The organism is Amycolatopsis sp. NPDC059027, assembly GCF_042739735.1.
Taxonomy (GTDB): Bacteria; Actinomycetota; Actinomycetes; order Mycobacteriales; family Pseudonocardiaceae; genus Amycolatopsis.
This window is the reverse complement of sequence record NZ_JBHYIK010000029.1, coordinates 36,238-62,797: the sequence shown is the minus strand read 5'-3', so window position 1 is coordinate 62,797 and position 26,560 is coordinate 36,238. Positions and strand designations below refer to the sequence as shown.

Here is a 26,560-nt window from a genome sequence, read left to right as displayed (position 1 = left end):
ACGGCGACTTGTCACCGGCCGCCGGCGCCGACCAGTTCGCGTCCGTCGCCGCCTTCGCTGGAGCTGTCGAGCTGCTTCGTGAGCTTCTCGCCCTCGACGTCGACGTTCGGCAGGATCCGGTTCAGCCACTTCGGCAGCCACCACGCACCGCGCCCGAGCAGCGACATCACCGCGGGCACGATCGTCATCCGCACCACGAACGCGTCCACCAGCACCCCGAAGGCCAGCGCGAACCCGATCGACTGGATCAGCGAGGACTCCGCGAGCACGAACCCGGCGAACACGCTGATCATGATCAGCGCGGCCGCGACCACCACGCGCGAGCCGTGCCGGAACCCGGTGACCATCGCCTCGGCCGGATCCGCGCCGTGCACGTGTTCCTCCCGCATCCGCGTCACCAGGAACACCTGGTAGTCCATCGCGAGTCCGAAAAGGACACCGATGAGCAGGATCGGCAGCATGCTCATGATCGGCCCGGTCGTCTGCACGCCGAGCAGATCGGCGAGCCAGCCCCACTGGAACACCGCGACGACGGCGCCGAACGTCGCGACGACCGAGCCGAGGAAGCCCAGCGTCGCCTTGAGCGGCACGACGACCGAGCGGAACACCAGCATCAGCAGGATGAACGCGAGCCCGACGATCAGCGCGAGGTAGGGCAGCATCGCGTCGGACAGCTTCGCCGAGACGTCGATGTTCGCGGCCGTCTGGCCGGTCACCATGAGGCTCGCCCCGGTGCGGTCGTGCAGGGTCGCGCCCCGGTCGCGGATCGAGGAGACCAGGTCCTCGGTCTGGGTGCTGCCGGGGCCGCTCTTCGGGATCACCGTCAGCAGCGTGATGCCGGTGACGGGGTTCGTGTGGGGCGGGGTGGTGGCGGCGACGTCGGGCAGCTTGAGGTCCGCGACGGCCTGGTTGACCGCCTGACCCGGATCGCGGCTGGCGCTGGTGTCCACCACGACCAGCAGCGGCCCGTTGGCGCCCTCGCCGAAGCTGCGGCTCACCAGGTCATACGCCTTGCGCTGGGTGGAATCCGGCGCGGCGGTGCTGTCGTTGGGCAGGCCGAGCTGCATCGACGCCGCGGGCAGCGCGACCACGGCCAGGCCCGCGAGGGCGAGGACCAGGACCGGGACGCGATACCGGGCGACGAACCGGGCCCAGCGCTCGCCGTGCGTCTGCGCGGACGGCGCGCGGCGCAGCCGGATCCGGCCACCCTGCACGCGGCGTCCGGCGAAGCCGAGCACGGCGGGCAGCAGCGTCAGTGCGATGAGGACCGCGATCGCGACGGTGATCGCCGCCGCGATGCCCATCTCGCCGAGGAACGGGATGCCGACCACGGTCAGCCCTGCCAGCGCGATGATCACCGTCAGCCCGGCGAACACCACCGCGGACCCGGCCGTTCCGGCGGCGCGTCCGGCGGCTTCCTCCGGCTCTCTGCCCTCGCTCAGTTCGTGCCGGTAGCGCGACACGATGAACAGCGCGTAGTCGATGCCGACGGCGAGCCCGATCATCAGCGCGAGCACCGGGGTGTTGGAGTTCAGTTCGAGGAAACCCGAGGCGAGCATGATGCCCGCCATGCCGATCCCGACGCCGATGAGCGCGGTCAGCAGCGGGATCCCGGCCGCGACCAGCGAGCCGAAGGTGATGATCAGGACGACGGCGGCGATCGCGACCCCGATGCCTTCGGTCGCGTCGGTCGCGGGGATGCCCTGCACGGCGTCGCCGCCGAACTCGACCTGGAACCCGGCCTGCCGTGCCGGCCCGGCCGAGTCGAGCAGCGCCTGGCGTTCGGCGTCGGTCAGCTCGAAGCCCTTGACCGCGTAGCTGACCTGCACCAGGGCGACGTCGTGGTGCTGCGGGGCGATCGATCCCATCTGGTATGGGTCGGCGACCGCCGCGACCTTCGGTGCGGTCTTGAGCTTCGCGACGACGGCTTCGACGGCGGCCTTGCCCGCGTCGTCGACGACCGTGTGGCCCTCCGGCGCGGCGATGACCACGCGCGCGGTGCCGCCACCCGCCGCGGCCTGCGGGAACCGCTCGGCCAGCTGATCGGCCGCGCGCTGCGATTCGGTGCCGGGGATGGTCACCGAGTTCGACAGGCTGCCGGACAGCGTCAGGGCGCCGATACCGAGCGCGACCAGCACCAATGCCCAGACGGCGGAGACAAGGACACGTCGCCGGAACGACAGCCTGCCGAGCCGGTAGAGGAAGGTCGCCACGGGCCGAACTCCATTCCAGTCGCGCTTGTCATTCGAGGTGGCAGTCACCCGAAGTGGTGACTTCGACGCTAGCCGAACGGCTAGGAGGCGACAAGCCGATCGGCAAGTGTGTGACTAGCCGCACGGCTAGTGCGCGGTTTGCCGATCGGCAAGTGCTGGAATAAGGTCAGCCGGTTCGAGGAGGAGGGCGAAGATGACCGCAGGCCCGGCCGGGGACACCCGGGCGCGATTGCTGCAGACGGCGCTGAAGCTGTTCACCGAACACGGTGTCGAGGGCACTTCGCTGCAGATGATCGCGGACGCGCTCGGCGTCACGAAGGCGGCGGTGTACTACCACTTCAAGGCGAAGGACGAGATCACCGAGGCGGTCGCGGAGCCCGCGCTGAAGGAGTTCAACCGCATCGTCACCGAGGCGGCACGGCTCCGGCGCCGCGGCGCGCAGATCGACTACCTGCTCGACGGGTTCGTCGACCTCGTCGTCCGGCACCGCGCGCTCGTCGCGTTGTTCTCCAGCGACCCCGGCATCGCCCGCGCCGTCGAGAAATCCTTCTTCGGCGGGGACGGGGCCAAGGACGCCCTGCTGGCCATCTTCGCCGGTCCGGAACCGGACCTCGCCGCACACGTCACCGCGGTGGTCACGCTGGCCGGGATAGCGATGGCGGGCGGCGCCCCCGATCTGGCCGGGGTCGACGACGAAACGCTGCGCGCGGCCCTGCTCGACGTCGGCCGCCGCCTGCACCGCCGCCCCCGCCGCTGATCCGGCCCTCCCGGTACATGAGCCGACCCTCCAGGTACGCGAACTGACCCTCCGTGTACGGCAGTCACCGGGATCGGAACGGTTACTCACGTACGCAGCGGGTCGGCTCGTGTACCCAGGGGGTCGGTTCGCGTACTCAGGGGGTCAGTTGCCGCCGAAGCCGGGGAAGCCGTTGCCGAACGGGTTCTGCTGCTGCGGGGAGATCGTGGTCTGTTTCGTGTCGGTCGCGCTGCCGAGCGTGACGTTCATGGTCTGCTCGGAGCCGTCGGCGTGCTTCACGGTCACCGGGACCTGCTGGCCCGGCGTGTGCTTGAGCACCTCGGCCTGAAGATCCGCGTACGAGTTGAGCGGGGTGTTGTCGAGCTTCGTGACGGTGTCACCCTGCTTGATACCCGCGGCAGCGGCGGCGCCGCCCTGCTGGACGTCGGCGATCGGCGCGCCGCTCACCGACTGGCGCTGCGAGCCGAGGGTGCCGGTGACGCCGAGGACCGGTTTGGTGGCCTTGCCGGTCTGCATCAGCTCGTTCGCGATGCGCTTGGCGGTGTCGATGGGAATCGAGAAGCCGAGCCCGAAGGACTGCAGTCCGCCCTGGGACTTCTGCCCGGTGTCCACGGCGGAGTTCACGCCGACGACCTGGCCGTCCATGTTCACCAGCGGGCCGCCCGAGTTGCCGGGGTTGATCGGCGCGTCGGTCTGCAGTCCGTTGTAGACGATCACCTGCCCGCCGTTCTCGTCGCTCGCGGTCACCGTGCGGGACAGCGCGCTGACGATCCCGGACGTCACGGTGTTGGACAGCTGCTCGGGACTGCCGATGGCGGCGACCGGCTGGCCGACCTTCAGCGTGCTCGACTGGCCGAGTGTCGCCGGGGTGAGCCCGCTCGCGCCGTCCAGCTTGATCACCGCGAGGTCGTAGGAGGGCGCGGTGCCCTTGACCTTCGCGGGCAGCTTCTTGCCGTCCGGGGTGCTGACCTGGATCTGGCCGCCGGAGCCGGCGCCGGACACGACGTGGTTGTTGGTCAGCACGTAGCCGTCCTGGGTCAGGATGATCCCGGTGCCGGTCGCGGTGCCCTGCCCGGTCGCGACCTTGATGTCCACTGTGGACTTCATGGCGACTTCCGCGGCGTACTCGACCGAACCCGGCTTCGAGCTGACGTTCGCCGCCGACGGGCCCTGCGAGGTGAGCAACGGCGGGGTGGGGTCGGAGAACAAGGCGTTGCCGCCCAGTGCGACGCCGCCGCCGATCAGCCCGGCGATGACCGCCGTCGCGACGATGGGCATCGACACCTTGCGCTTCGCCTTCGGCTGCGTGGGTGCCGGTGCGCCGAGCGGGACCGTGTACGGCGAGGGGCCCATGCCCTGCGGGGGAGTGCCCTGCTCGTGCGGCGGCTGGGCCGGCGGCACGGTCTGCTGCCACCACGCGTGCCCCTGCGCGGCTTGCCCCTGCGGGGTCTGCTGCTGCTGCGGGGCCGGCGGCGTCTGCGGTGTCTCCGGCGACGGCTGCTCGTGCGGCTGCTGCGGCTGGGAGTGCTCGCCCTGGGGTGGCGTGTTTTCGGCCATGGTCCCAAGATCGGGGCAGAACCTGAGAATTCCCGCAGAACCGGCTGAGAAGCGGCGGTGGACTTCCTGAGGAAGTGTTCTCAGGTTGGCTCCGCCTGCTGGAGGAATCCGGGCGGGACGGCGGCGGTGAGCCAGACGCCGTTCGCGCTCACCTGGAACTCGTGACCCGCGGCGGCCATGGCCCGCGCGTCTATCCGCAGCAGTACGGAGGCGCCCCGCCGCGCGCCGACCTTCAGCGCGGTCTCGATGGTGGCCGACAGGTGCACCGCGTGCCGGTTCATCGGGCGCAGGCCCTCGGCGAGGATCGCGGGAAGGAAGCGGGCCACGGTGCCGTGGTAGAGCGCGTCGGGCGGTTCGGCGGTGGGCAGCGCCAGATCGACCTCGACGCTGTGGCCCTGGCTGGCCCGGATCCGCGTGCCGGTTTCGTCGAAGGCGAAGCGGCGCTTGTCATTGGTACGGACGACCTCGTCGAGTTCGGCCCGGCTGAGCCGGAAACCGTGCGCGGCCAGCGCGGCGAGCAGGGTTTCGACCGGTACCCAGCCACCGGGGTCCAGGGTGAGGCCGATGCGTGCGGGCTCGTGCCGGAGATGACGCGCGAGCTTCTTCGAGACCCGGATCTTGCGTTGTTCGTTCATGCTGTGCCTAGTGACGCACAGGACGCCGGTGCCGGGCAACCGGATTCAGATGCCGCCCTCGGTCGCGGGACGCAGTTTGCTGGAGCCGGGGCCGAACCGGGCGAGCTGGTCGTCGGCGTTGTAGAGCCCGCAGCTGCGCAGGGAAAGGCAGCCGCAGCCGACGCAGCCGGTGAGCCGGTCCCGCAGCCGCTGCAGCGCGTCGATCCGCGCGTCGAGCTCGTGCTGCCATTCCCGGGAAAGCCGGGCCCAGTCCGCTTTGGTCGGCGCGTGATCGGTGGGCAGCGTGGCCAGCGCCGCGCTGATGTCCTCCAGGCTCAGCCCGACCCGTTGCGCGGCGCGGATGAACGCGATGCGCCGCAGCACCGAACGCGCGTAGCGGCGCTGGTTGCCCGCGGACCGCTCGGAACTGATCAGCCCCTTCTCCTCGTAGAACCGCAATGCGGTGTGCGGAACGCCGCTGCGTTCGGCCACCTGCCCGATGCTCAGATGTTCGGCTAACCTCGTCACGAGGTCAGGCTATCCTTGACTTCGAGTTTAGTCGAGGTTGCATCGTGGCTGACATGACCACCGCGACACTGCCGGGATACGCCGATCTGCCGAGGCTGATCGCGCTGATGACCGGAGACGACAAACATCACGCCGCCGCCGAGTCCACAGTGGACGTACTGTGGGTGCTCTACGACCGTGTTCTCGACATCACCCCGGAGAACTTCCGCGAGCCGGGCCGCGATCGGTTCCTGCTGTCCAAGGGACACGGGCCGATGGCGTACTACGCCGTGCTCTCCACGAAGGGCTTCCTCGACGAGGACGAACTCGCCGACTGGTCCTCGGCCCGGTCCCGCCTGGGGCACCACCCCGACCGCCGCCGCGCGCCAGGGGTGGAGATCTCCAGCGGATCGCTCGGGCACGGGCTCCCCATCGCCGTCGGCACCGTGCTCGGCCTGCGGATCCGCCGGTTCGGCCTGGCGAAGGTGGTGACGCTGGTGGGGGACGCCGAACTCGACGAGGGCTCGAACCACGAGGCCATCGCGCTCGCCGGGCGCCTCGGGCTCGAGCAGCTGACCACCGTCGTCGTCGACAACTCCTCGGCCACCCACGGCTGGCCGGGCGGCATCGCGCGGCGCTTCGAGGTCGAAGGCTGGGAAACCCGCACGGTTTCCGGCCGGGACCACGACGCGCTGTACGAGGCCTTCACCGCTCCGCATCCGGACCGGCCGCTCGCCGTGGTCGCGACCGTCGAACAGAAAACGACCGGAGAACCGAAAGGCTGACCGATGCCCACCATGCGCGATACCTTCGTGACCACCACGGAGGACATCCTCGAAACCGATCCGGACGTCGCGGTCGTGCTCGCCGACATCACCGCAGCCCAGCTGGGCTCGGCGGCCCGGCGGTACCCCGGCCGCGTGCTGAACGTCGGCATCCGCGAGCAACTGCTGGTGAGCGCGGGCGCCGGGCTCGCGCTCGCCGGTGTCCGGCCGATCGTGCACACGTTCTCGCCGTTCCTGGTGGAACGCGCCTTCGAACAGATCAAGCTCGACCTCGGGCACCAGGACGTCGGTGCCGTGCTCGTGTCCTACGGCGGGTCCTACGACATGGCCTCCGAAGGCCGCACGCACCAGGCGCCCGGCGACGTCGCGCTGATCGACTCGCTGCCCGGCTGGACCGTGCACGTACCGGGGCATCCCGACGAGGCCCGGCGGCTGCTGCTGGAATCCGTGCCGGGCGACTGCCGGGTGTACCTCCGGCTTTCCGCGCAGGAGAATGCCGAACCCCATCTCGGCGTGGGATTCCAGACGCTGCGCCGGGGAACACGCGGGGTCGTCCTCGCTGTCGGCCCGATGCTCGACCGCGTCCTCGCGGCCACCGAAGGCCTCGATCTCACGGTGCTCTACACGTCCACCGTGCGCCCCTTCGACGCGGAGGGACTGCGCGAGGCCGTGAAAGCCACCGGCGTCGCCGACGTCGTCCTCGTCGAGCCGTACCTCGCCGGGACGTCCACGCACCAGGTCGCCGACGCGCTTTCCGCGACACCGCACCGGATCCTGGCGCTGGGTGTACTGCGGGACACGGAGGTCCGGATCTACGGCGAAGTGGCCGACCACGACCTCGCGCACGGCCTCGACGCGGACTCGATCGCCTTGTCCGTCAAGGAATTCCTGGCTCGGTAGCGGATACGGCGAAACTCGGCTGCGCCGGGGCCGCCGTTCTGCCACCGTTCGTGCCGTGCCTCCGTACGAACCCACCCTCCGGCGCGCGACCGGATCCGACGCCCGTGCCGCGGCCGACGTCTGGCTCCGTTCGTTCGCCGCGGCGCTGCCGACGGTCCGCCGTCCGCACCCCGGCGACGAGGTCCATACCTACTTCCGCGACGTCGTCGTCCCGCTGCGGGAGACCTGGGTCGCGGTCGTGGCCGGACGCGTGATCGGACTGCTGGTGCTCGACGAAAACCTGCTCAGCCAGCTGTACCTGGAACCAGGGTGGCGAGGCCGAGGGATCGGCGACCGGTTCGTCGCGCTGGCGAAGGAACGCCGTCCCTCCGGGCTGGAGCTGTGGACGTTCCAGGTCAACGGCCCGGCCCGGCGGTTCTACGAACGGCACGGGTTCTTCGCCGCCGAGCGAACCGATGGCAGCGGCAACGAGGAACACGAGCCGGACATCCGGTACGTCTGGCGGCCGGGGACCTGAAACCCCGGCAACTCAGCGCAGCAGGGAGCGCGGAGTCGGCGCGAGCACGAGGCGCTGGAAGGGCCGCGAAAGCCGCGTATTCAGTTGTGGCAGAACCTCCTTTCCCCAAGCGGGCAAGGACTCCAACATCGTGTCGAACCTGCCGACGGCGCCCTCGCCCGCGAACCGGGTGAACCACACGAACACCGTCTCGCCCTCCCGTACGGGAAGCCGGGGAAAGGTGTTTTCCGCGGGCTCGGTCTCGAAACACGCCGGCGGCGGAGCACCCGCCTCGGCCAGCACCGGGCGCACCGTTTCGGCGAAGAACTCGGCGAACCCGGGCCCCACGGGATGGCAGATCGTGACTGCCAGCCGCGACGACGGGACGTCGTCCGCATCCACCGGTGGCCGTGGCTCGGCGGGGGCCGGGAAACCGGGACCCGCCGGGCGCAGCAGCAGGACGTCCGACGAGTCGGTCATCGTGGCGTTCGCGGCCGCACTGTGCCGCCTCCACACCGGGCCGGTGTAGAACGCCCCCAGCGCCGCCCGCCGGGACTCCATATCGCGGAAACCCCTGAGCCACAAGAACTTCCCGGGCTCCGCCGGTTCGGTGAACTGGCCGTACAGCCGCGCGCCCACGGCCTCCTGCGACTCGACGAATTCGCGTTCGAAGAGCGCGACGAGGTCGTCCCGGCGGCCGGGCACGGTGGTGTACCGGCGCAGCTCCAGGACCGTCTGGAAGGCGAGGAAATCGTCCATGCCCGCGACGCTAGCGGCGGGCACCGACAATTCCGGGTCAGCGGAAGGCGGCGATCCCGGTCACGGCCTGCCCCAGCGAAAGCGCGTGCATCTCCTCGGTGCCCTCGTAGGTGAGCACGGTCTCGAGGTTCGCCATGTGCCGCATCACCGGGTACTCCAGGGAAATCCCGTTCGCGCCCAGCATCGAGCGCGCGGTGCGGGCGACTTCCAGCGCGGACCGGACGTTGGCCATTTTCCCGAAGCTGACGTGGTTGTGGTGCAAGGTCCCGGCGTCCTTGAGACGGCCGATCTGCGCCGCCACCAGTCCCGCCCGGTTGACCTCGACGAGCAGGTCGGCGAGCTTGCGCTGGGTCAGCTGGAATCCCGCCAGTGGTTTGCCGAACTGTTCGCGCGAGAGCGTGTACTCCAACGCGGCTTCGTAGCACGCGCGCGCCGCGCCGACGACGCCGTAGAGGATGCCGTAGCGCGCTTCGTTGAGGCACGACAGCGGGCCACGCAGCCCCCGGACCTCCGGGAACGCCGCGGAATCCGGCAGCCGCACACCGTCGAGCACGAGTTCGGCGGTCAGCGATGCCCGCAGCGAGAGCTTGTGCTTGACCTCGTTCGCGGTGAAGCCGGGCGTGTCCGTCGGGACGACGAAGCCGCGGATTCCTTCCTCGGTCTGCGCCCACACGACCGCGACGTCGGCCACCGTGCCGTTGGTGATCCACATCTTCGTGCCGGTGAGCACCCAGTCCGCGCCGTCGCGCACCGCGCGGGTGCGCATGCTGCCCGGATCGCTCCCGGCGTCCGGCTCGGTGAGCCCGAAACAGCCGAGCGCCTCGCCCGACGCCATTCGCGGCAGCCATTCGGCGCGGTGGTCTTCGCTGCCCCAGTGGTGGATCGCGTACATCGCGAGCGAACCCTGCACCGAGACGAAGCTGCGCAGCCCGGAGTCGACGGCTTCCAGTTCGCGGCAGGCGATGCCGTAGGCGACGGCGCTGGTGCCCGCGCAGCCGTAGCCCTCCAGGTGCATGCCGAGCAGGCCGAGTTCGCCGAAGCCCTTCGCCAGCTCGGCGGCGGGCAGCGCGCCCGTTTCGTACCAGTTCGCGATCTCGCCGAGCAGCTGGTCACGGGCGTAGGCGCGGACCGCGTCCCGGATGGCGCGCTCTTCCCCGGTGAGTCCCGCGTCGAGGTCGAGGAAGTCGTGCGGGTCCGGACTGGCGGCCATCGGTGCTCCTGGGGTGCGCGGGGGTGCGATCCTCGCAGGAAACCACAGTCAGGCCGCGGGCCCCCGCGTGGCGTTCGTCACTCGTCGTTCTCGAAAACGGGGGCCGCGCCGCGCGTCCATCTCCGCCCTGGTCTGCTGCGGCGGGATCAGCAGCTCGGTGAACTGCGGGAACGGGACGCTCTCGATGTCGTCGCGCCAGGCCTGGAACAACTGGTCCAGCAAGTCGGTTTCGGACATCGCCTCTCCCGGCGGCTCAGGGGGCGCGGGGTCCAGGCGCCACACACGAATGGGTGAATACCCGCTTCGCGTGGCCTTCAAACGCCGTCCGCGAACATCCTTTTCCGCCCGCCGCGGACTCCCCGTCTACGCTGGGCCCGTGCCTTCTGTCGTGATTCTGGACTACGGTTCCGGCAACCTCCGTTCCGCCGAACGCGCCGTGCGGCGCGCGGGCGCCGACGTCGAGGTCACCGCGGACCCGCATGCCGCGGTCGAGGCCGACGGCCTGGTGGTGCCGGGGGTCGGTGCCTTCTCCGCGTGCATGAAGGGCCTCCTGGAGGTGGCCGGGCACCGGATCATCGGCAAGCGCCTCGCCGGCGGCCGCCCGGTGCTGGGCATCTGCGTCGGCATGCAGATCCTGTTCGCCCGCGGCGTGGAGCACGGCGAGGAGGCCGAGGGCACCGGCGAATGGCCGGGCACGGTCGAGCGGCTGCACGCGGACGTCCTGCCGCACATGGGCTGGAACACCGTCCGCGCGCCGGCGGACTCGAAGCTGTTCGCCGGGCTCGACCCGGACGAGCGGTTCTACTTCGTTCACTCCTACGGGGTGCGGGAGTGGGAACTGGATTCCGGGCTCCCCGGCCAGCAGCCGAAGGTCACCTGGGCGCACCACGGCGAGGACTTCGTGGCCGCGGTCGAGAACGGGCCGCTGTGGGCCACCCAGTTCCACCCGGAGAAGTCCGGCGACGCCGGGGCCCACCTGCTGCGGAACTGGCTCGGGACGCTCTAGCGAGCACCGGCCCCGGGACGCGTGCCGCACGCCACGGCTCTAGAGTGACCGCGTGACTTTCACGCTGCTTCCCGCTGTTGATGTGGCCGATGGCCAGGCCGTGCGACTCGTCCAGGGCGAGGCCGGTACCGAGACCTCCTACGGCAGCCCGCTGGAGGCCGCGCTGGCCTGGCAGCGCGACGGTGCCGAGTGGATCCATCTGGTCGACCTCGACGCCGCGTTCGGCAAGGGTAGCAACCGTGAGCTGCTCGCGGAGGTCGTCGGCAGGCTCGACGTCCAGGTCGAGCTGTCCGGCGGGATCCGCGACGACGAGTCGATCAAGGCCGCGCTGGCCACCGGCGCCCGGCGCGTCAACCTCGGGACCGCGGCGCTGGAGGACCCCGGCTGGACCACGCGGGTCATCGGCGAGTACGGCGACCGCGTCGCGATCGGGCTCGACGTGCGGATCACCGAGGCCGGGCACCGGCTTTCGGCGCGCGGCTGGACGTCGGACGGCGGCGACCTGTGGGAGGTGCTCGAGCGCCTCGACCGCGACGGCGCCTCGCGCTACGTCGTCACCGACGTCAGCAAGGACGGCACGCTGCGCGGGCCGAACCTCGACCTGCTGCGCGAGGTGACCGCGCGCACCGACGCGCCGGTGATCGCGTCCGGCGGAGTGTCCAGTGTGGACGATCTGCGGGCGCTCGCCGCGCTGTCGCGCGACGGCGTCGAGGGCTCGATCGTGGGCAAGGCGCTGTACGCGGGCGCGTTCACGCTGCCGGAGGCGCTGGCCGCCGTCGCCGAGCTCTGACCCCGGTTTCAGGCGTCCGGCTCGTCGAGTGCGATCGCGATGCCGACCGTGCGGCGCGTCCCGCCGCGCAGGCGGCTGAAGAACATCGTGGCCCGCCCGACGACCCCGTACTTGCGGGCGATCGCCGTGCGGGTCCGGTCGCTGCCCGCGTCGCCGAGCACCCGCGCCTGGCCCGCCACGACCGTGCCGTGGGTGCGCGACCCGCGGACGTCACAGGCCTGCACGGTGACGCGGCCGTTACGCCGGATGCGCTTGACCTTGCCCGCCTCGCGCGCGGACCACAGCACCAGCTCGCCGTCGAGTTCGGCGGCCCAGACCGGTGTCGGCACGGCGTCCCCGGTGCGGCGGAAGGTCGTGACGACCACGTATTTCTCCGCGGCGAGGCGGGCGAGTTCCGATCCCATGTGGACACCGTAGCCGCAGGGCGGGTGCACCTCTTGTGGTCTGCGTGATCGTGCACGATACTGGCCATCTGCTGTCAGTTTCGTTCAGCTTGCGTGGTCGATTCGCGCGCGGAACGGTGGGCCGCGCGCCGGCGTGAGGGCTCGGCATGGGCGATGCGGTTCGGTTCGCGCGGGGCGCGTTGTGGCGCGCCAAGGTCGCGAGGAGGGGCGCGCTCGTCGCGGTCCTCACCACCGTCGGCGCCATGGTGAGCCCCGTGACGGCGTTCGCGGAGCAGGCGCCGGTCACGGTCCCCGCGATCCGGCAGTGGACGGCCGGGACGGGAAGCTACATCTTCGCCCCGGGCTCGCGGGTGGTGGCCGTGCCGTCGCTGGCCGGTGTGGCGGCGACGTTCGCGGCCGATCTTCGTTCCCTCACCGGGATTCCCGTCGAAGCCGTGACCGGTGGCGAGGTGCGGCCCGGCGATCTGGAACTACTCCACGGCGACGTCCCGGCGCCGCCCGAGGGGTACCGGCTGACCGTCGGCAGGGCTGTGCGGATCGAGGCCGCCTCCGGGGACGGCGTGTTCGCCGGGACCCGGACGGTGCTGCAGTGGCTGCGCCGGCGTCACACCCTGCCCGCGGGCACGGTGGCGGACTGGCCGGAGTACCCCGAACGCGGGCTGATGGTCGACACGGGCCGCCGGTATCTCTCGCTGCCGTGGCTGCGTGCGCGGATCCGCACGATGGCGTACTTCAAGCTGAACCATCTGCACCTCCATCTGTCCGATGTGGAGGGTTTCCGGCTGGAAAGCACGTCACATCCGGAGATCGTCTCGCCGCAGCACTACACGAAGGCCGAGATCACCGGCCTGATCGCCTACGCCGCGCGGTATCACGTGCAGGTGGTGCCGGAGATCGACATGCCGGGGCACATGACCGCGATCCTCGCCGCGCATCCCGGCCTCCGGCTGTCCACATCGGACGGGAAGACGCGGGACGGGCTCATCGACCTCGCCAAACCCGCGTCCTACGATCTGATGCGGGATCTGCTCACCGAGTACCTGCCGCTGTTTCCCAGCCGTTACTGGCACATCGGTGCCGACGAGTACGTCACCGACTACGACGCCTACCCCCAGCTGGCCGCATACGCGCGGGCACACTACGGCCTGGACGCCACCGGCAAGGACGCCTACCACGGCTTCGTCAACTGGGCCGACGATCTCGTGCGTGCCGCCGGGAAGACCACGCGCATGTGGAACGACGGGCTCAAACCGGGTGGGGCGACTGTCACCGTCCACCCGGACGTCGTGGTCGAGCACTGGTCCGCGAGTGGCGCCTTCGGGCTCCCGTGGACGGGACCCGCGTTCACCGCGCGGCAGCTGGCCGACGCCGGACATCGCGTGGCGAACGCAGCGTTCACCCCGACCTACTTCACCACGGGTGGCGCCGGATCGCTGTTCAACGCCGGCCCCGCGGCGATGTACGACCGGTGGACCCCGGACAAGTTCGTCGACGGCGCAACGCTTTCCGGGCCCGCGAACCTGGGGGCGAAGGTCCACCTGTGGTGCGACGACCCGAAGGCCTACACCGAGGAGCAACTCGGCGAGATCCTGCACGACCGGCTCGCCGTGCTCGCCCAGCAGACCTGGGGATCGGCGAAACCCGCCGCGCTCTACGTGCTGTTCCTGCCGCGGATCGCCGCCGTCGGTGCCGCGCCGGAGTGATCTCCCAGCGGCACGGCGTCTTTCAGCACACTTCTGCACGGGGAACTCGCGTGATCGAACGCGGAACTCGCGTGATCGAGGGCGGAACTCGCGTGATGGGATGGAGAACTCGCGTGCTTGGGCGGTCGGAGCAGTGCGGGTGACGAAAGCATAGGCCGGTCGGAGGGCGCGGGGCGCGGCTGCGCGCGTGAGGATTTCTCCTGTTGTGTCCCTGTGACGCTGGGAGGATCCATGTCCGTCACCGAACACGTTCCGTCGCATCCTCGCGCGGCAGGCTTCGCCGGTGGGCCCTATCCGGTGCGGCGGGCGCGGATCGTCGTCCCGGCCCTGCTGGCGGGGCTCGTCCTGACGATGGTGTGGTCGGCACCGTTCGTCGACAAGGTGATCGGCGACAACGTCGCCAACACGCTCCTCGGGCACGACGCGAAGGCGACGCCGATCGGCGGAGTGCTGGCCGGGACGCTCTTCGCGTTCGTTTCCGGGCTGGCCGGTTCGTTCACCGCGTGCAACATCGCCGCGTTCGGCGCCGTCGCACCGCTGGTGGGCGGCCAGGCGGACAGCGGGAAACGCCGATTCCGCGCCACGCTGAAACCGCTGGGCTGGATCGCCGCCGGGATGCTCACCGTGTCGGTGGTCTACGGCGTCGTCGTCGCGCTGGTAGGCACCCGGATGCCGCAGTTCTCCACCACGCAGACCGGCGGCCTGTCCGGCCGGAGCCTCCAGTCGATGATCGTGTTCGGGGTGATCGGGCTCGTGTTCATCGTGCTCGGCCTCACCTCGCTCGGTGTCGTCGGCAACCCGCTCGGCGCGCTCGGCCGCCGTTTCCCCGCGGCGCCGCTGGTCCTCATGGGCGCGCTGATCGGCGGATTCCTGATCGGACGGCCGTATCCGTTGTTCCGGATCATGTTCCGCGACGCCGCCGAAAGCCACAACGTGCTCTACGGCGCCGCCGCGTTCGCGCTGCAGTCGATCGGCAACATCGTGCTCATGGCGGTCCTGTTCCTGCTGCTCACCCACGCCACCCGCGGCCGCGTACAGCGCTGGCTGACCGCGAAACCCGCCCGCGTCGCGACGGTCACCGGTGCGGCGCTGCTCGTCGCGGGCACGTTCACGCTGCTCTACTGGGATCTGCGCATGCTCGGGCGGCTCGGGGTGATCTGGTTCCCGTCGATGAGCTGGTAGCGGTCCACAAAGGACTCAGGAGGAGCCGAGCCAGCGGTAGTCGGGCGCCGGGTCGAGCACCACGGCGTCCGCCACCGCGGTCAGCGTCTCCCGGGACTGCCTGCCGGACACGGTCAGCCACCGTCCGGACGGGAGCCGGACGGCGACCAGCGCGTCGTCCCGTTCCCGCTGGGGCACGTAGCGCCCCTCGGTGCCCCGCACCGGCACCGGCGTGCTGCCGCCGAGCCCGGGGGAGCCGGGGCCGACGCCGACCCGCAGCACGGCCCCGGCCGGTCCGGCGGCGGTGAGTTCCGTGCTGCCTGTCGCCGGTGCGGTGCCCTGGACCACAGTGGCCTGTTCACGCAGCCCGGCGGGCAGCGGCCCGAGGCGGGCCTCGCCGCGGACGAGCACGGACCTGCCGCCGCTCACCGAGTCCGCGAACCGCTGCGCGACCCGGCGCGCCTCGGGAACACCGGCGATCTTCGCGGTCAGCACGTGGTGGTCGTCGGCCATCCAGGTCAGCAGCGCGGCGGCCCCGGTGTCGCCGGTGACCATGCCGACGCGGCCGTGCACGATGACCTGGTCGCGCAGCGCCGCGATGCGCAGCGCCGTTTGCGACCACTCCGGATCGTCGGTCGAGTACGCGGAGAGCACGATCTCGCTGGGCCCCGCGGCCCACCGGCGCACCTGCGGGACGATGCCGGGCCCCGCGGCGCGGTACTGCTCGGCGAACCCGTCCGGCAGCCAGCCGGGGGCGTACTGGAGCAGTGGTTTGTCCGAAGTGGACACGGCGGACGCGGGGGTCGCCGCCTGCTCCCCGGAGCCGATCATGGACTTCGTGGCCAGCGGGATCCCGGCGACGATGGCGATCGCCGCGGCGATCGCCCCGGCGAGTGCCAGGCGCGACCGGCGCCGCGGCCGTTCCTGGGCGGCTCTGGCCAGCGCGTTGCGGACCTCGTTGCTGTCCGGCGCGCGGGCGGCCAGGTGATCGAGGCTCTCCCGCAGCAGGGTTTCGATCTCGTGCTCGCTGAGCTCGCGGGGCGGGGTCATTCGCTGGCTCCGGTGGTGAGTGCGGCGGGGCGCGGGGAAACGGACGCGCGGAGCGTGGCCAGTGCGCGGGAGATCTGGCTGCGCACGGTCGAAGCGCGGCAGCGCAGCACCTTCGCGATCTCGGCGTCGGAGTAGTTCTCGTAGTACCGCAGGACGAGCGCGGCCCGCTGTTTGCGGGGCAGTTCGGCCAGCCGCGCCAGCATCTCGTCCCGCTCGTCGTAGGCGTCGGTGTGGTCCGAGACCGGCGGGCTGATCGCGTCGAGCACCTCGGGCGAGGACGGGACGCTCCGGCGCACCGCCCGGCGCCGCCACGACAGGTATTCGTTGGTGACCATGCGCCGCACGTACGTCGGCGGCGAGTCGATCGTGGACCAGCGCTGCTGGGCACGCAGCAGCACCTCCTGCACGATGTCCTGCGCGAGGTCCGGATCGTCGGTCAGCACGGTCGCGTAGCGCAGGAGCCCGTCCAGGCGGTCCGCGACGAACTCGTCGAAGCTCGCGGGCACGGTTTTCCTCTCCGCCATGGGGTGTCCGACCTACAGACGCGCGAGCACCCCGTTCTGATGCCTCCCGCCCGCGATTCGTCCGGCCGCCGATGACTACGCTGGCGGGTATGTCTGTGGCGGTGAGGGTCATCCCGTGTCTCGACGTCGACGCGGGACGCGTGGTGAAGGGCGTCAACTTCGCCGGCCTCCGCGACGCCGGCGACCCGGTCGAACTGGCCCGTCGCTACGACGAGGAAGGGGCCGACGAACTCACGTTTCTCGACGTCACGGCGTCCTCGGGGGATCGCGAGACCACCTTCGACGTGGTCCGCCGCACCGCCGAGCAGGTGTTCATCCCGCTCACCGTCGGCGGCGGGGTGCGGACCAACGACGACGTCAACCGGCTGCTGCGGACCGGCGCCGACAAAGTGAGCATCAACACAGCCGCGATCGCGCGCCCGGAGATGCTCCGCGAAGCCTCGCGGCGGTTCGGCGCGCAGTGCATCGTGCTGTCGGTGGACGCGCGGCGCGTGCCCGAGGGCGGCGAGCCGACCGCGTCCGGCTTCGAGGTCACCACGCACGGTGGCCGCCGCGGCACCGGCATCGACGCCGTCGAGTGGGCCGCGCGCGGCGAGGAACTCGGCGTCGGGGAGATCCTGCTCAACTCGATGGACGCCGACGGCACCAAGAACGGCTTCGATCTCGAACTCGTCGAGCTGGTGCGCAAGGCGGTCCGGGTGCCGGTGATCGCCAGCGGCGGCGCCGGCGCGGTCGAGCACTTCCTGCCCGCCGTGCGGGCCGGGGCGGACGCCGTGCTCGCCGCCAGCGTGTTCCACTTCGGACAGTTGAAGATCGGCGAGGTCAAGGACGCGCTGCGGACCGGCGGGGTCGTGGTCCGGTGATCCCGAAGTCCTGGAAGGCGCCGGTCGAGGTCAAGGTCGCCGCCGCGCTGCTGCTCGGGCTCGCGCTGGCCTATGGCGCCGAGGTGCTCGTCCTCATGTTCGCTCCGAGCTCGTCGCTGCGCAGTTTCCTGCTCCCGGTCACCGGGCTGATCCTCGGCGGTGTCGTCGTGACCGGTCTCGCGCTGAAGATGCCGACGGCCCGCTACGGCGGGTTCGCCGTCGTCGTGATCTTCGCGCTGGTGCACGCACTTGTCCTGCTCGCCGCCGAACTCGTCTGGATCAAGCTCGTCTCCGGGGTGCTCTTCGCCGGGTACGTCTATGCCGGGGTCCTGCTGAACTCGATGCCCTTGCGGCGGTATTTGCTCGGAGCGGACGCGTGAGTCTCGATCCCGCGTTGTCCGCGCGCCTGAAACGCAACGCCGACGGCCTGATCGCCGCGGTCGTCGTCGAGCACTCGACGTCCGACGTGCTGATGATGGCGTGGATGAACGACGAGGCGCTGGAAGCCACGCTGACCACGCGCCGCGGCACCTACTGGTCGCGCAGCAGGCAGGAGCTGTGGGTCAAGGGCGAGACCTCGGGGCACGTCCAGCACGTGCGCGAGGTGCGGATCGACTGCGACGGCGACACCGTCCTGCTCCGTGTCGACCAGACCGGCCCGGCCTGCCACACCGGCACTCGCACCTGCTTCGATACCGACGACCGCCTGCTGCTCGCCGACGACTGACACGCGCGAACGCGGCGTCCGGTTGCCTCACCGCCCCGTGCTCTTCGTTACGCCTTTTTGTTGGTGATCAAGGAAAACACGGCCGTACGCTGGGGCGATGGGGCTGGGGTTCGACGAGCAGGCCGGGCCGCGGGGCAATCGGCGTAACGGATTGGTCCACGCCGTCGCCTGCGGTGTGTCGTCGCTGGTGTTCGTCGTGCTTGCCACCACGGCGACGTGGACGCTCGCCACGCACGACCAGCCGTGGGAGCCGAGCGCCGCGCCGGTCGAGCTCCTGCTGGCCTTCACCGCCCTGTTCTCGGCGGTCTTCACTGGTGTCCAAGCCTGGAGATACGGCGACGGCGGCGAGGTCGCGAGCAGGCCGTCCGGCTCCGCGGCACGCGTTCCGCCGCCGCCACCGGATCACCTCACCACGGACGGGATCGACCCGGACGTGGAGACCCGCCGGCTGAGGGCGCTGTCGTGGCGCGCGATGGCCGTCGTGCTGCTCTGGATCGCCGTGCTGGCGGGAGCTGTCTGGGGGATGAACGCACAAATCGACGCGGCGGAGCGGCTGCTCGCGACGGGCACCCGCGTCTCCGGCTCCGTGCTGAGCGTCCACAACCCCCGGAAAGGGACTCCGACGATGGAGGTGAGTTACCTGGCGGGCGGGACCGTGCGCACCGCCACCATCGTCCGGGACGGGACGGACGCCTACGTCGCCGGGCAGGCACTGACCGTGGTCTACGACCCCGCGGACCCCGGGCGCGTCCGGACCCTCCGGGAGGGCAACGACGACCAGCTCGTGCTCGGCGGCCTTGTCGTCTCCGCGATCGCGGCGCTCGTGGCCGTCCCGTGGTCCGTGGTCGCCGCGAGCGGCTGGCGGCGCCGGTACCGGGCCGTGCGGCGGACCGGCTGGCGGGCCGCGTCCGCAGTGGTACGCCCGGGTTACGAAAACAGGAGGGGAAGCAGGAACTGGACACCGGCCGACATCCATGTCGAGTTCCGCGACGGCGGCCGTCTCCTGCTGGGCACGGTGTTCTCCACCCACGGTGCCTCCTGGCTGGAGGGCGGTGGGAGTCGCCGGGTGCTGGTCGGTGGCGCGGACCAGCGCATGGTCGTGGTGTTTCCGCACGGCAGGAGGCGGAAGACGCCGTATGCCGTCCCCGCGTATACCCGGTCCCGGGGGAAACGAGCGGACTAGAGGCCGAGGTCGCCGGTGAGGTAGCGCTGGACGTTCGGCGCCACCGCGGTGACCAGCGTGTCGATCTCCGCCGACGCGAGCGGCTCGAACTTCGCGATGTAGCGGATCATGCCCATCCCGACCATCTGGGACGCGGCGAGCGCGGTGCGCAGTTCGACACGGTCCGAGCCGGCCGAGGCGATCAGCTTCGTGAAGAACTTCTGGAAGAAGTCACGCAGCACGTGGCCCGCCTGCTCGTGCCCGGCGACGCTGCGGATCAGCGCCTGGAAGGTGTCACCGCCCGCCCCGTCCCAGCGGGTGAGGAAGGTGCGGACGATGCGCTCGCCGAGTTCGCCGTCCGGTCCGTCGCGGAGGCGTTCGAGCAGTTCGTGCGGGGAGAAGGGCAGTTTGAGCACGGCGTCGGCGAACAGGCCTTCCTTGCTGCCGAACCAGTGGTTGACCATGGCCGCGTCGACCCCGGCGCGGGTGGCGATGGCACGCACGGTCGAACCGTCGTAGCCGTTCTCGGCGAACACCGCGCGCGCCGCCTCGATCAGTGCGGTGCGCGTGTCCTGTCCGGCGGGCCTGCGGCCGCGCCGCCGCGCGGTAGTGTCCGGGTTGACTGTGCTGTCCTCGGTGCTCACCCCTCCATCATGACCGGAGCGGACACCGAATTCAACGTTCGCTGAATTACTCCCCGCCGCAGGCGCCGCGGACACGGTGCAGCACAATGAACCGCATGGTCGCCGCACAAGCCGGGCTCGGCTCGGTCAGCCTCAGCCGCACACAGTTCCGGGACCTCGCCCAGGACCGCAGGGTCATCCCCGTCGTCCGCCGGGTGCTCGCGGACGGCGAGACCCCGCTCGGGGTGTACCGCAAGCTCGCCGCCGACCGGCCGGGCACGTTCCTGTTCGAATCCGCGGAGAACGGCGCGTCCTGGACCCGCTGGTCGTTCATCGGCGTCCGCAGCCCGGCCGCGCTGACCGTGCGTGACGGTGAAGCCGTCTGGACCGGCACCCCGCCGGTCGGCCTGCCCAGCGAGGGCGACCCGCTGACCGTGCTGCGCGAGACCGTCGAGGCGCTGCACACCGAGCCGCTGCCCGGCCTGCCGCCGCTGACCGGCGGCATGGTCGGTTACATCGGCTACGACGCGGTGCGCTGGCTGGAGAAGCTGCCCGAGCTGGCCGAGCGCGACATCGACATCCCCGAGCTGACCATGCTGCTGGCCACCGACCTCGCGGCGTTCGACCACCACGAGGGCACGGTCACGCTGATCGCGAACGCGGTCAACTGGGACAACTCGCCGGAGCGCGTCGACGCCGCGTACGACGACGCGCTGGCGCGGCTGTCGGCCATGACCGAACAGCTGCGCGTGCCGGCGCCGCCGACCGTGGCCACCTTCGACCGGCCCGCGCCGGAATTCGTCCGCCGCCGCTCCAAGGAGGACTTCCACGCCGCGGTGGACAAGGCCGTCGAGGCGATCAAGGCGGGCGAAGCGTTCCAGATCGTGCCGTCGCAACGGTTCGAGATCGAGACCGGCGCCGACGCGCTGGACGTCTACCGCGTGCTGCGGACGTCCAACCCCAGCCCGTACATGTACCTGCTGCGCCTGGAGGGCTTCGACATCGTCGGTTCCAGCCCGGAGTCGCTGGTGACCGTGCGCGACGGCCGTGCGACCACGCACCCGATCGCGGGCACACGCTGGCGCGGCGCCGATCCCGAAGAGGACGCCCAGCTGGCCAAGGACCTGCTCGCCGACGAGAAGGAACGCGCCGAGCACCTGATGCTCGTCGACCTCGGCCGCAACGACCTCGGCAAGGTCTGCAAGCCCGGCACCGTGCGGGTGGTCGATTTCTTCCAGATCGAGCGCTACAGCCACGTCATGCACATCGTGTCCACGGTCACCGGCGAGCTGGCCGAGGGCAAGACCGCCTTCGACGCCGTCACCGCCTGCTTCCCGGCGGGAACGTTGTCCGGGGCGCCGAAGGTGCGGGCGATGGAACTGATCGAGGAGCTGGAGCCGACCCGTCGCGCGCTGTACGGCGGTGTCGTCGGCTATCTCGACTTCGCGGGCGACGCGGACACCGCGATCGCCATCCGCACCGCGCTGATGCGGGACGGCGTCGCGTACGTGCAGGCCGGGGGCGGAGTGGTCGCCGATTCGGTGCCCGACTACGAGGACACCGAATCGCTCAACAAGGCCCGCACGGTGCTCTCGGCGGTCGCCGCGGCGCAGACGATGGTGCCCGCGGGCGAGCTGGACCCGGCCGAGGACTCCGCCCGTGTCTGAGTCATCCCCGCCCCCCTGCCCTTCGGGCCCACCCCCCGTGTCATCCCCGCCCCCCTGCCCTTCGGGCCCACCCCCCGAGTCTCTCCCGCCCTCCGCTCCCTCACGTCGTCCACTGTGGACGATCGTGGTGGCGCTCCTGCTGGGCGCCTTGGCGTTGTGGGGCGCGTCACGGCTGGTCTGGTTCGCCGAGTTCCGTGACGGCGGCGTGCGCGGCACCGTCCTGTACACCGAAAAAGGCGATCAGCGCGCCGTCTCGCTGGTGCCGCTGGCGATCCTCGCGCTGGCCGGGGTCGCGGGCGTGGTGGCCACCGGCGGCTGGGCCCGGCGTGTGCTCGGCGTGCTGCTGGTGCTGGCGGGCGCCGCCGGGGTGTGGGCCGCGGTCGACGGCGTCCGGTTCGGCGGGTACGCCGACGGGCTCCCGGTGTCCCAGATGCTGATCGGCAGGGGACTGGCCGCGCTCGGCGGAATTCTCGTCGCCGTCGGCGGGTTGGCAGCCATCAAGGGCGCGGGAAGCGCTGCCCGGCTCGGCGCCCGGTACTCGGCTCCCGGCGCCAAGCGGAAGGCGCCCGATCCGGACACGGAGCTGTGGGAGGCGCTTTCGGAGGGTGAGGACCCCACCGCGAACAGGTGATCTTCATGGTGTGGCATTCGGAGCAACGCGCGTACCCGGGATAAGTCGGCCGATGTGCGGGGGTTAGCATCTTTTCGGCGGGAAGGGGAAGGTTTTTGTGAGCGACCTTGCGAATACACCGGTGAGTGCGGTAGTGGCCGGGGGTGGCCAGTGAGCGTGCTCGAGGACATTGTCGCCGGAGTGCGGGAGGACCTCGCCCAGCGCGAGGCCGCGCTGCCGTTCGACGAACTGAAGGCCCGTGCGGCGCAGGCCCCGGCGCCACGGGACGTGCTGGGCGCACTGCGTGAGTCCGGCATCGGCGTCATCGCCGAGGTGAAGCGGCGCAGCCCCTCCAAGGGCGCGCTCGCGGACATTCCCGACCCCGCGTCGCTGGCCAAGGACTACGAGGACGGCGGCGCGCGGGTGATCAGCGTGCTCACCGAGCAGCGCCGGTTCGGCGGCTCGCTCGCCGACCTCGACGCGGTGCGAGCCGCGGTCGACATTCCCGTGCTGCGCAAGGACTTCATCGTCAGCCCGTACCAGGTGCACGAGGCCAGGCTGCACGGCGCGGACATGGTGCTGCTGATCGTGGCCGCGCTGGAGCAGAACGCGCTGCTGGCGCTGCTCGACCGCGTCGAATCCCTCGGGATGACGGCGCTGGTGGAGATCCACAACGCCGAGGAGGCCGACCGCGCGCTGGAGGCGGGTGCCAAGGTCATCGGCGTCAACGCGCGCAATCTGCACACCCTCGAGGTCGACCGGGACGTGTTCTCCCGGCTCGCTCCCGGCCTGCCGATGGACGTGTACAAGATCGCCGAATCCGGGGTCCGCGGCCCGGGTGACCTGATGTCCTACGCCGGGCACGGCGCGGACGCCGTCCTCGTCGGCGAGGGCCTGGTCGCCTCCGGTGATCCGAAGGGTTCGCTGGTCAAGCTGGTCACCGCCGGTTCGCACCCCGCCTGCCCGAGGCCCTCCCGGTGACCGACGAGCAGCACGGGAAGCACGATCCGGACGAACGCGGGTACTACGGCCCGTACGGCGGCCGCTTCATGCCGGAGGCGCTCATCGGCGTCGTCGACGAGGTGGCCGCCGAGTACGACAAGGCCAGGAACGACCCGGAGTTCGTCGACGAGTTCAAGCGCCTGCTCAAGGACTACGCGGGCCGCCCGTCGCTGCTCACCGAGGCCAAGCGCTTCGCCGAGCACGCCGGGGGCGCGCGGATCTTTCTCAAGCGCGAGGACCTGAACCACACCGGGTCCCACAAGATCAACAACGTGCTCGGCCAGGCGCTGCTCACCAAGCGGATGGGCAAGAAGCGGGTCATCGCCGAGACCGGGGCCGGGCAGCACGGGGTGGCCACCGCCACCGCCTGCGCGCTGCTCGACCTGGACTGCGTGGTCTACATGGGCGAGGTCGACACCGAGCGGCAGGCGCTGAACGTGGCGCGGATGAAGCTGCTCGGCGCCGAGGTCGTCGCGGTGAAGACCGGTTCGCGCACGCTGAAGGACGCGATCAACGAGGCCCTCCGCGACTGGGTCACCAACGCCGACACCACGCACTACCTGTTCGGCACCGCCGCGGGCCCCGCCCCGTTCCCGACGATGGTCCGGAACTTCCACCACGTCATCGGCCAGGAAGCCCGGGCGCAGATCCTCGAGCAGGCCGGACGGCTGCCCGACGTCGTCGCCGCGTGCGTCGGCGGCGGGTCCAACGCCATCGGGATCTTCTCCGGGTTCTACGACGACCCCGATGTGCGGCTGGTGGGGCTGGAGCCCGGCGGCGAGGGCGTCGAGACAGGGCGGCACGGCGCGACCCTGACCAAGGGCAGCCCGGGCAACCTGCACGGCGCGATGTCGTACCTGCTGCAGGACGAGGACGGCCAGACCATCGAGTCGCACTCGATCTCGGCGGGCCTGGACTACCCGGGCGTCGGTCCCGAGCACGCGTGGCTGAAGGACAGCGGCCGTGCCGAATACCGGCCGGTCACCGACGCGGAGGCGATGGACGCGTTCCGGCTGCTGTCGCGGACCGAGGGAATCATCCCGGCGATCGAGTCGGCGCACGCACTGGCCGGTGCGATCGAGCTGGGCAGGGAACTGGGCCCGGACGGGCTGATCGTGGTCAACCTCTCCGGTCGTGGTGACAAGGACATGGACACCGCGGCCAAGTACTTCGGGCTGGTGGGACAGTGAGCGGGCTGGACGAGCTTTTCGCGCGGACGCGGTCGGAGAACCGTGCGGCGCTGGTCGGCTACCTGCCCGCCGGGTTCCCGACGGTCGACGGCTCGAAGGACCTGCTCGCCGCGACCATCGACGGCGGCGCGGACCTCGTCGAGGTCGGCGTCCCGTACACGGACCCGGTGATGGACGGCCCGACGATCCAGGCCGCGGCCGAGACGGCGTTGTCCGGCGGATTCCGGCTCAAGCACCTCTTCGACGTCGTCGAGGCGGTGTCCTCGCGTGGTGGCAAGGCCGTCGTGATGACGTACTGGAACCCCGTGCACCGCTACGGTGTCGACGCCTTCGCGCGGGATCTCGCGGCCGCGGGCGGGCTGGGCATGATCACCCCGGACCTCATCCCCGACGAGGCCGGCGAGTGGATGGCCGCCTCGCAGGCACACGGCCTGGACCGGATCTTCCTGGTCGCGCCGTCGTCTTCGGAGGAGCGCATCGCGAAGACCGTCGCCGCGGCGTCCGGCTTCGTCTACGCCACCGCGGTGATGGGCGTGACCGGTGCCCGTGCCCAGGTCGGCGCCCACGCCGAGGACCTCGTCCGCCGCACCCGCGCGCACACGGAGCTGCCGATCGGCGTCGGTCTCGGCGTCCGCTCCGGCGAGCAGGCCGCGCAGGTGGCCGGGTTCGCCGACGCGGTGATCGTCGGCTCCGCGCTGGTCACGGCCGCGTCTTCGGGCGCGGAAAGCGTGCGCGCGTTGTCGGCCGAGCTGGTCGAAGGCGTCCGGAAGGCACCCGCCTCCGCCTGAGCCTCCGAAACTGTCGGTGCCCATCGGCATACTCCCCGTGTGGTTGTTTCCAGAGGGGGAGAGGACCGAAATGTCACACACGACGACGACGGTTACGGCGAATACGGGCGGAGGTGAACTACCATGGCAGTCTCCATGCACAGGGGGCGCGAAATGGTCGGCCTGGACAACAGCTGGACGCTTGACGACGTACTCGCGCTGCCCGAGGACCAGACGACGGGCCAGCGTGTCGAGCTGGTCGACGGGGCCTTGCTCGTGAGCCCTTGGCCCCGCGTCGGGCACCAGCGGATGCTCTCGACGCTGCAGCGTCAGCTCCACCCGGTCGTGCCCTCGGTGCTGGAAATGCTTCCCGGGGTGAACATCGTCCTCGGCCACCGGGGTGATCGGCTGGTCGCGCCGGATCTGGTGATCAGCAGGGACCCCGGTTTCGACGGCGTTTACCTGACCGAGGACCAGGTGTTCCTGGTGTGCGAGATCGAGTCACGGTCGACGAAGCTCAAGGACCGGACGCTCAAACGCGCGTTGTACGCCGAGGGGCGGATTCCGTACTACCTGCTGGTCGATCCGGCCGAGGAACCGGCGGCGGCCACGATGTTCGCGTTGTCCGGTGAGGACTACGAGCCGATCGCGAAGAGCGAGGGCGGGCGGCTGGAGCTGACCAGGCCGTTCACCGCGGGTATCGATCTGGCCTGATCCGGCGTTTGTACGAAAGGTGTACGCCGCGCGCGCAGCCTGTGCGGCATGACCTTCGACCTCTCCCGGCGCACTGTTCTCCGCGGCGCCGCCGGGTTCACCGTCGCGAGTGCCGCGGGGTTGCTGCTGCCCGGGATGGCGGGCGCCGCTGTGGCCCCGCGTGTCTACAGCTGCGCGGAGTGGGGCGCGCGCCCGCCCTCCGACCCGCTCGTCACCCTCGCCCATCGCGCGAACCGCATCCTGATCCATCACATCGACAGTCCCAACAGCACCGACTACTCGCTGGCGCACGCATTCCAGGTCGCCAGGGACGACCAGCACGACCACATGGACAACAACCACTGGTCCGACACCGGCCAGCACTTCACCGTCAGCCGCGGCGGGTACCGGCTGGAGGGGCGGCACGGCAGTCTCGACGCGTTGCGGGCGGGTGACCGGATGATCCGCGCCGCGCACTGTCCCGGGCAGAACGACAACGCGATCGGGATCGAGAACGAGGGCACCTACATGACCGTCGAACCCCCTGCGGCGCAATGGAAATCGCTGGTCGTGTTCTGCGCGTACATCTGCCGCCAGTACGGCATCCCGGTGACGGAGATCAAGGGCCACCGCGACTTCTACAACACCGACTGCCCCGGCGACCGCCTCTACGCCAAACTCCCGCAGCTGCGCAAGGAAGTCGCCGCCGCCCTCGCCGCGTGAGCAGAAGGGGGGGTGTAGAGAGAAGACGGGGGGGGGAAATAGCCCCGACAAGAGGGGGGGCCACGCCCCCGCGGGGGGGGGTTAGCCGCCCCCCCGC

At 70.9% G+C, this 26,560-nt stretch carries 30 protein-coding genes; 19 read left to right on the top strand and 11 right to left on the bottom strand.

Features of this window, described 5'->3' with window-relative positions:
• Positions 1-11: 11 nt before the first annotated feature.
• Complete coding sequence (locus ACFWY9_RS21185) at positions 12-2,213, bottom strand: MMPL family transporter (protein ID WP_378339669.1); 2,202 nt, start codon at positions 2,211-2,213, stop codon at positions 12-14.
• Positions 2,214-2,406: 193 nt separating this feature from the next.
• On the opposite strand from ACFWY9_RS21185, the gene ACFWY9_RS21180 reads away from it, so the two are divergent.
• Positions 2,407-2,970: a TetR/AcrR family transcriptional regulator gene (locus tag ACFWY9_RS21180; RefSeq protein ID WP_378331367.1), complete on the top strand. Its 564-nt coding sequence runs from the start codon at positions 2,407-2,409 to the stop codon at positions 2,968-2,970.
• 144 nt (positions 2,971-3,114) lie between these two features.
• Here the strand turns inward: ACFWY9_RS21180 and ACFWY9_RS21175 are convergent, their stop codons facing one another.
• The 3 genes from ACFWY9_RS21175 to soxR all read right to left on the bottom strand — a co-directional run bounded on the left by ACFWY9_RS21175 (position 3,115) and on the right by soxR (position 5,669).
• Positions 3,115-4,527 carry a S1C family serine protease gene (locus ACFWY9_RS21175; RefSeq protein ID WP_378331368.1) on the bottom strand — a complete coding sequence of 471 codons (1,413 nt, stop codon included), beginning with the start codon at positions 4,525-4,527 and terminating at the stop codon, positions 3,115-3,117.
• Positions 4,528-4,607: 80 nt separating this feature from the next.
• On the bottom strand, positions 4,608-5,162 hold the full coding sequence (locus ACFWY9_RS21170) for an RNA 2'-phosphotransferase (RefSeq protein ID WP_378339667.1): 555 nt from the start codon (positions 5,160-5,162) through the stop codon (positions 4,608-4,610).
• Between the two features lie 45 nt (positions 5,163-5,207).
• Entirely contained in the window at positions 5,208-5,669 is a 462-nt protein-coding gene (gene soxR / locus ACFWY9_RS21165) for a redox-sensitive transcriptional activator SoxR (RefSeq protein ID WP_378331370.1), read from the bottom strand.
• 53 nt (positions 5,670-5,722) lie between these two features.
• On the opposite strand from soxR, the gene ACFWY9_RS21160 reads away from it, so the two are divergent.
• Genes ACFWY9_RS21160 through ACFWY9_RS21150 form a run of 3 tightly spaced genes read left to right on the top strand, consistent with a single transcriptional unit; the run spans position 5,723 to position 7,850 of the window.
• Positions 5,723-6,433: a transketolase gene (locus tag ACFWY9_RS21160; protein ID WP_378331371.1), complete on the top strand. Its 711-nt coding sequence runs from the start codon at positions 5,723-5,725 to the stop codon at positions 6,431-6,433.
• A 3-nt stretch (positions 6,434-6,436) separates the two neighbouring features.
• On the top strand, positions 6,437-7,333 hold the full coding sequence (locus ACFWY9_RS21155; protein ID WP_378331372.1) for a transketolase family protein: 897 nt from the start codon (positions 6,437-6,439) through the stop codon (positions 7,331-7,333).
• A 55-nt stretch (positions 7,334-7,388) separates the two neighbouring features.
• Entirely contained in the window at positions 7,389-7,850 is a 462-nt protein-coding gene (locus tag ACFWY9_RS21150) for a GNAT family N-acetyltransferase (protein WP_378339666.1), read from the top strand.
• 12 nt (positions 7,851-7,862) lie between these two features.
• Here the strand turns inward: ACFWY9_RS21150 and ACFWY9_RS21145 are convergent, their stop codons facing one another.
• Genes ACFWY9_RS21145 through ACFWY9_RS21135 form a run of 3 tightly spaced genes read right to left on the bottom strand, consistent with a single transcriptional unit; the run spans position 7,863 to position 10,035 of the window.
• A complete protein-coding gene (locus tag ACFWY9_RS21145; RefSeq protein WP_378339664.1) occupies positions 7,863-8,588 on the bottom strand; it encodes an NIPSNAP family protein in 726 nt (241 codons plus the stop codon).
• Positions 8,589-8,625: 37 nt separating this feature from the next.
• A complete protein-coding gene (locus ACFWY9_RS21140) occupies positions 8,626-9,798 on the bottom strand; it encodes an acyl-CoA dehydrogenase family protein (RefSeq protein WP_378331375.1) in 1,173 nt (390 codons plus the stop codon).
• A gap of 48 nt (positions 9,799-9,846) precedes the next feature.
• The gene (locus ACFWY9_RS21135; RefSeq protein ID WP_378331376.1) at positions 9,847-10,035 is read right to left on the bottom strand and encodes a hypothetical protein; all 189 of its coding nucleotides are present in this window, start codon (positions 10,033-10,035) and stop codon (positions 9,847-9,849) included.
• A 139-nt stretch (positions 10,036-10,174) separates the two neighbouring features.
• On the opposite strand from ACFWY9_RS21135, the gene hisH reads away from it, so the two are divergent.
• The gene (gene hisH / locus ACFWY9_RS21130) at positions 10,175-10,804 is read left to right on the top strand and encodes an imidazole glycerol phosphate synthase subunit HisH (protein ID WP_378331377.1); all 630 of its coding nucleotides are present in this window, start codon (positions 10,175-10,177) and stop codon (positions 10,802-10,804) included.
• A 52-nt stretch (positions 10,805-10,856) separates the two neighbouring features.
• Positions 10,857-11,594 carry a bifunctional 1-(5-phosphoribosyl)-5-((5-phosphoribosylamino)methylideneamino)imidazole-4-carboxamide isomerase/phosphoribosylanthranilate isomerase PriA gene (priA, locus tag ACFWY9_RS21125; protein ID WP_378331378.1) on the top strand — a complete coding sequence of 246 codons (738 nt, stop codon included), beginning with the start codon at positions 10,857-10,859 and terminating at the stop codon, positions 11,592-11,594.
• Between the two features lie 8 nt (positions 11,595-11,602).
• Here priA and ACFWY9_RS21120 read toward each other — a convergent pair whose 3' ends face one another.
• Positions 11,603-11,998: a PPOX class F420-dependent oxidoreductase gene (locus tag ACFWY9_RS21120; RefSeq protein WP_378331379.1), complete on the bottom strand. Its 396-nt coding sequence runs from the start codon at positions 11,996-11,998 to the stop codon at positions 11,603-11,605.
• 146 nt (positions 11,999-12,144) lie between these two features.
• On the opposite strand from ACFWY9_RS21120, the gene ACFWY9_RS21115 reads away from it, so the two are divergent.
• Together ACFWY9_RS21115 and ACFWY9_RS21110 are read left to right on the top strand one after the other, a co-directional pair.
• The gene (locus ACFWY9_RS21115) at positions 12,145-13,701 is read left to right on the top strand and encodes a family 20 glycosylhydrolase (protein ID WP_378339662.1); all 1,557 of its coding nucleotides are present in this window, start codon (positions 12,145-12,147) and stop codon (positions 13,699-13,701) included.
• 231 nt (positions 13,702-13,932) lie between these two features.
• Positions 13,933-14,883, top strand: a complete 951-nt coding sequence (locus ACFWY9_RS21110) for a hypothetical protein (RefSeq protein ID WP_378339660.1) — start codon at positions 13,933-13,935, stop codon at positions 14,881-14,883.
• Positions 14,884-14,898: 15 nt separating this feature from the next.
• Here ACFWY9_RS21110 and ACFWY9_RS21105 read toward each other — a convergent pair whose 3' ends face one another.
• Entirely contained in the window at positions 14,899-15,912 is a 1,014-nt protein-coding gene (locus ACFWY9_RS21105) for a hypothetical protein (protein WP_378339659.1), read from the bottom strand.
• Entirely contained in the window at positions 15,909-16,436 is a 528-nt protein-coding gene (locus ACFWY9_RS21100; protein ID WP_378331248.1) for an RNA polymerase sigma factor, read from the bottom strand. The genes ACFWY9_RS21105 and ACFWY9_RS21100 overlap by 4 nt, the downstream gene beginning before the upstream one ends.
• 89 nt (positions 16,437-16,525) lie before the next feature.
• Between ACFWY9_RS21100 and hisF the strand changes: the two genes are divergently transcribed.
• The 4 genes from hisF (at position 16,526) to ACFWY9_RS21080 (ending at position 19,209) form a co-directional block, all read left to right on the top strand.
• On the top strand, positions 16,526-17,299 hold the full coding sequence (hisF, locus tag ACFWY9_RS21095; protein ID WP_378331247.1) for an imidazole glycerol phosphate synthase subunit HisF: 774 nt from the start codon (positions 16,526-16,528) through the stop codon (positions 17,297-17,299).
• Positions 17,296-17,679 (top strand): hypothetical protein, encoded by a 384-nt coding sequence (locus ACFWY9_RS21090; RefSeq protein ID WP_378331246.1) that lies wholly within the window; start codon positions 17,296-17,298, stop codon positions 17,677-17,679. The genes hisF and ACFWY9_RS21090 overlap by 4 nt, the downstream gene beginning before the upstream one ends.
• Entirely contained in the window at positions 17,676-18,026 is a 351-nt protein-coding gene (gene hisI, locus ACFWY9_RS21085) for a phosphoribosyl-AMP cyclohydrolase (RefSeq protein ID WP_378339657.1), read from the top strand. The genes ACFWY9_RS21090 and hisI overlap by 4 nt, the downstream gene beginning before the upstream one ends.
• A 97-nt stretch (positions 18,027-18,123) precedes the next feature.
• Positions 18,124-19,209, top strand: coding sequence for a DUF3592 domain-containing protein (locus ACFWY9_RS21080; RefSeq protein ID WP_378339655.1), 1,086 nt, complete (start codon positions 18,124-18,126; stop codon positions 19,207-19,209).
• Here the strand turns inward: ACFWY9_RS21080 and ACFWY9_RS21075 are convergent.
• Positions 19,206-19,832, bottom strand: coding sequence for a TetR family transcriptional regulator (locus tag ACFWY9_RS21075; protein WP_378339654.1), 627 nt, complete (start codon positions 19,830-19,832; stop codon positions 19,206-19,208). The two genes, ACFWY9_RS21080 and ACFWY9_RS21075, sit on opposite strands and share 4 nt — an antisense overlap.
• 95 nt (positions 19,833-19,927) lie before the next feature.
• On the opposite strand from ACFWY9_RS21075, the gene ACFWY9_RS21070 reads away from it, so the two are divergent.
• From ACFWY9_RS21070 to ACFWY9_RS21040, 7 genes are all read left to right on the top strand, one after another.
• A complete protein-coding gene (locus tag ACFWY9_RS21070; protein WP_378331242.1) occupies positions 19,928-21,478 on the top strand; it encodes an anthranilate synthase component I in 1,551 nt (516 codons plus the stop codon).
• A gap of 124 nt (positions 21,479-21,602) precedes the next feature.
• Entirely contained in the window at positions 21,603-22,109 is a 507-nt protein-coding gene (locus ACFWY9_RS21065) for a Trp biosynthesis-associated membrane protein (RefSeq protein WP_378331241.1), read from the top strand.
• A 150-nt stretch (positions 22,110-22,259) separates the two neighbouring features.
• Positions 22,260-23,069, top strand: coding sequence for an indole-3-glycerol phosphate synthase TrpC (gene trpC / locus ACFWY9_RS21060; RefSeq protein WP_378331240.1), 810 nt, complete (start codon positions 22,260-22,262; stop codon positions 23,067-23,069).
• Positions 23,048-24,280, top strand: a complete 1,233-nt coding sequence (trpB, locus tag ACFWY9_RS21055; protein WP_378339712.1) for a tryptophan synthase subunit beta — start codon at positions 23,048-23,050, stop codon at positions 24,278-24,280. The genes trpC and trpB overlap by 22 nt, the downstream gene beginning before the upstream one ends.
• Positions 24,277-25,068, top strand: a complete 792-nt coding sequence (gene trpA / locus ACFWY9_RS21050) for a tryptophan synthase subunit alpha (RefSeq protein WP_378339652.1) — start codon at positions 24,277-24,279, stop codon at positions 25,066-25,068. The genes trpB and trpA overlap by 4 nt, the downstream gene beginning before the upstream one ends.
• A gap of 123 nt (positions 25,069-25,191) precedes the next feature.
• On the top strand, positions 25,192-25,761 hold the full coding sequence (locus ACFWY9_RS21045) for a Uma2 family endonuclease (RefSeq protein ID WP_378339650.1): 570 nt from the start codon (positions 25,192-25,194) through the stop codon (positions 25,759-25,761).
• A 48-nt stretch (positions 25,762-25,809) separates the two neighbouring features.
• The gene (locus tag ACFWY9_RS21040; RefSeq protein ID WP_378339648.1) at positions 25,810-26,463 is read left to right on the top strand and encodes an N-acetylmuramoyl-L-alanine amidase; all 654 of its coding nucleotides are present in this window, start codon (positions 25,810-25,812) and stop codon (positions 26,461-26,463) included.
• The last annotated feature ends 97 nt before the right edge of the window (positions 26,464-26,560 follow it).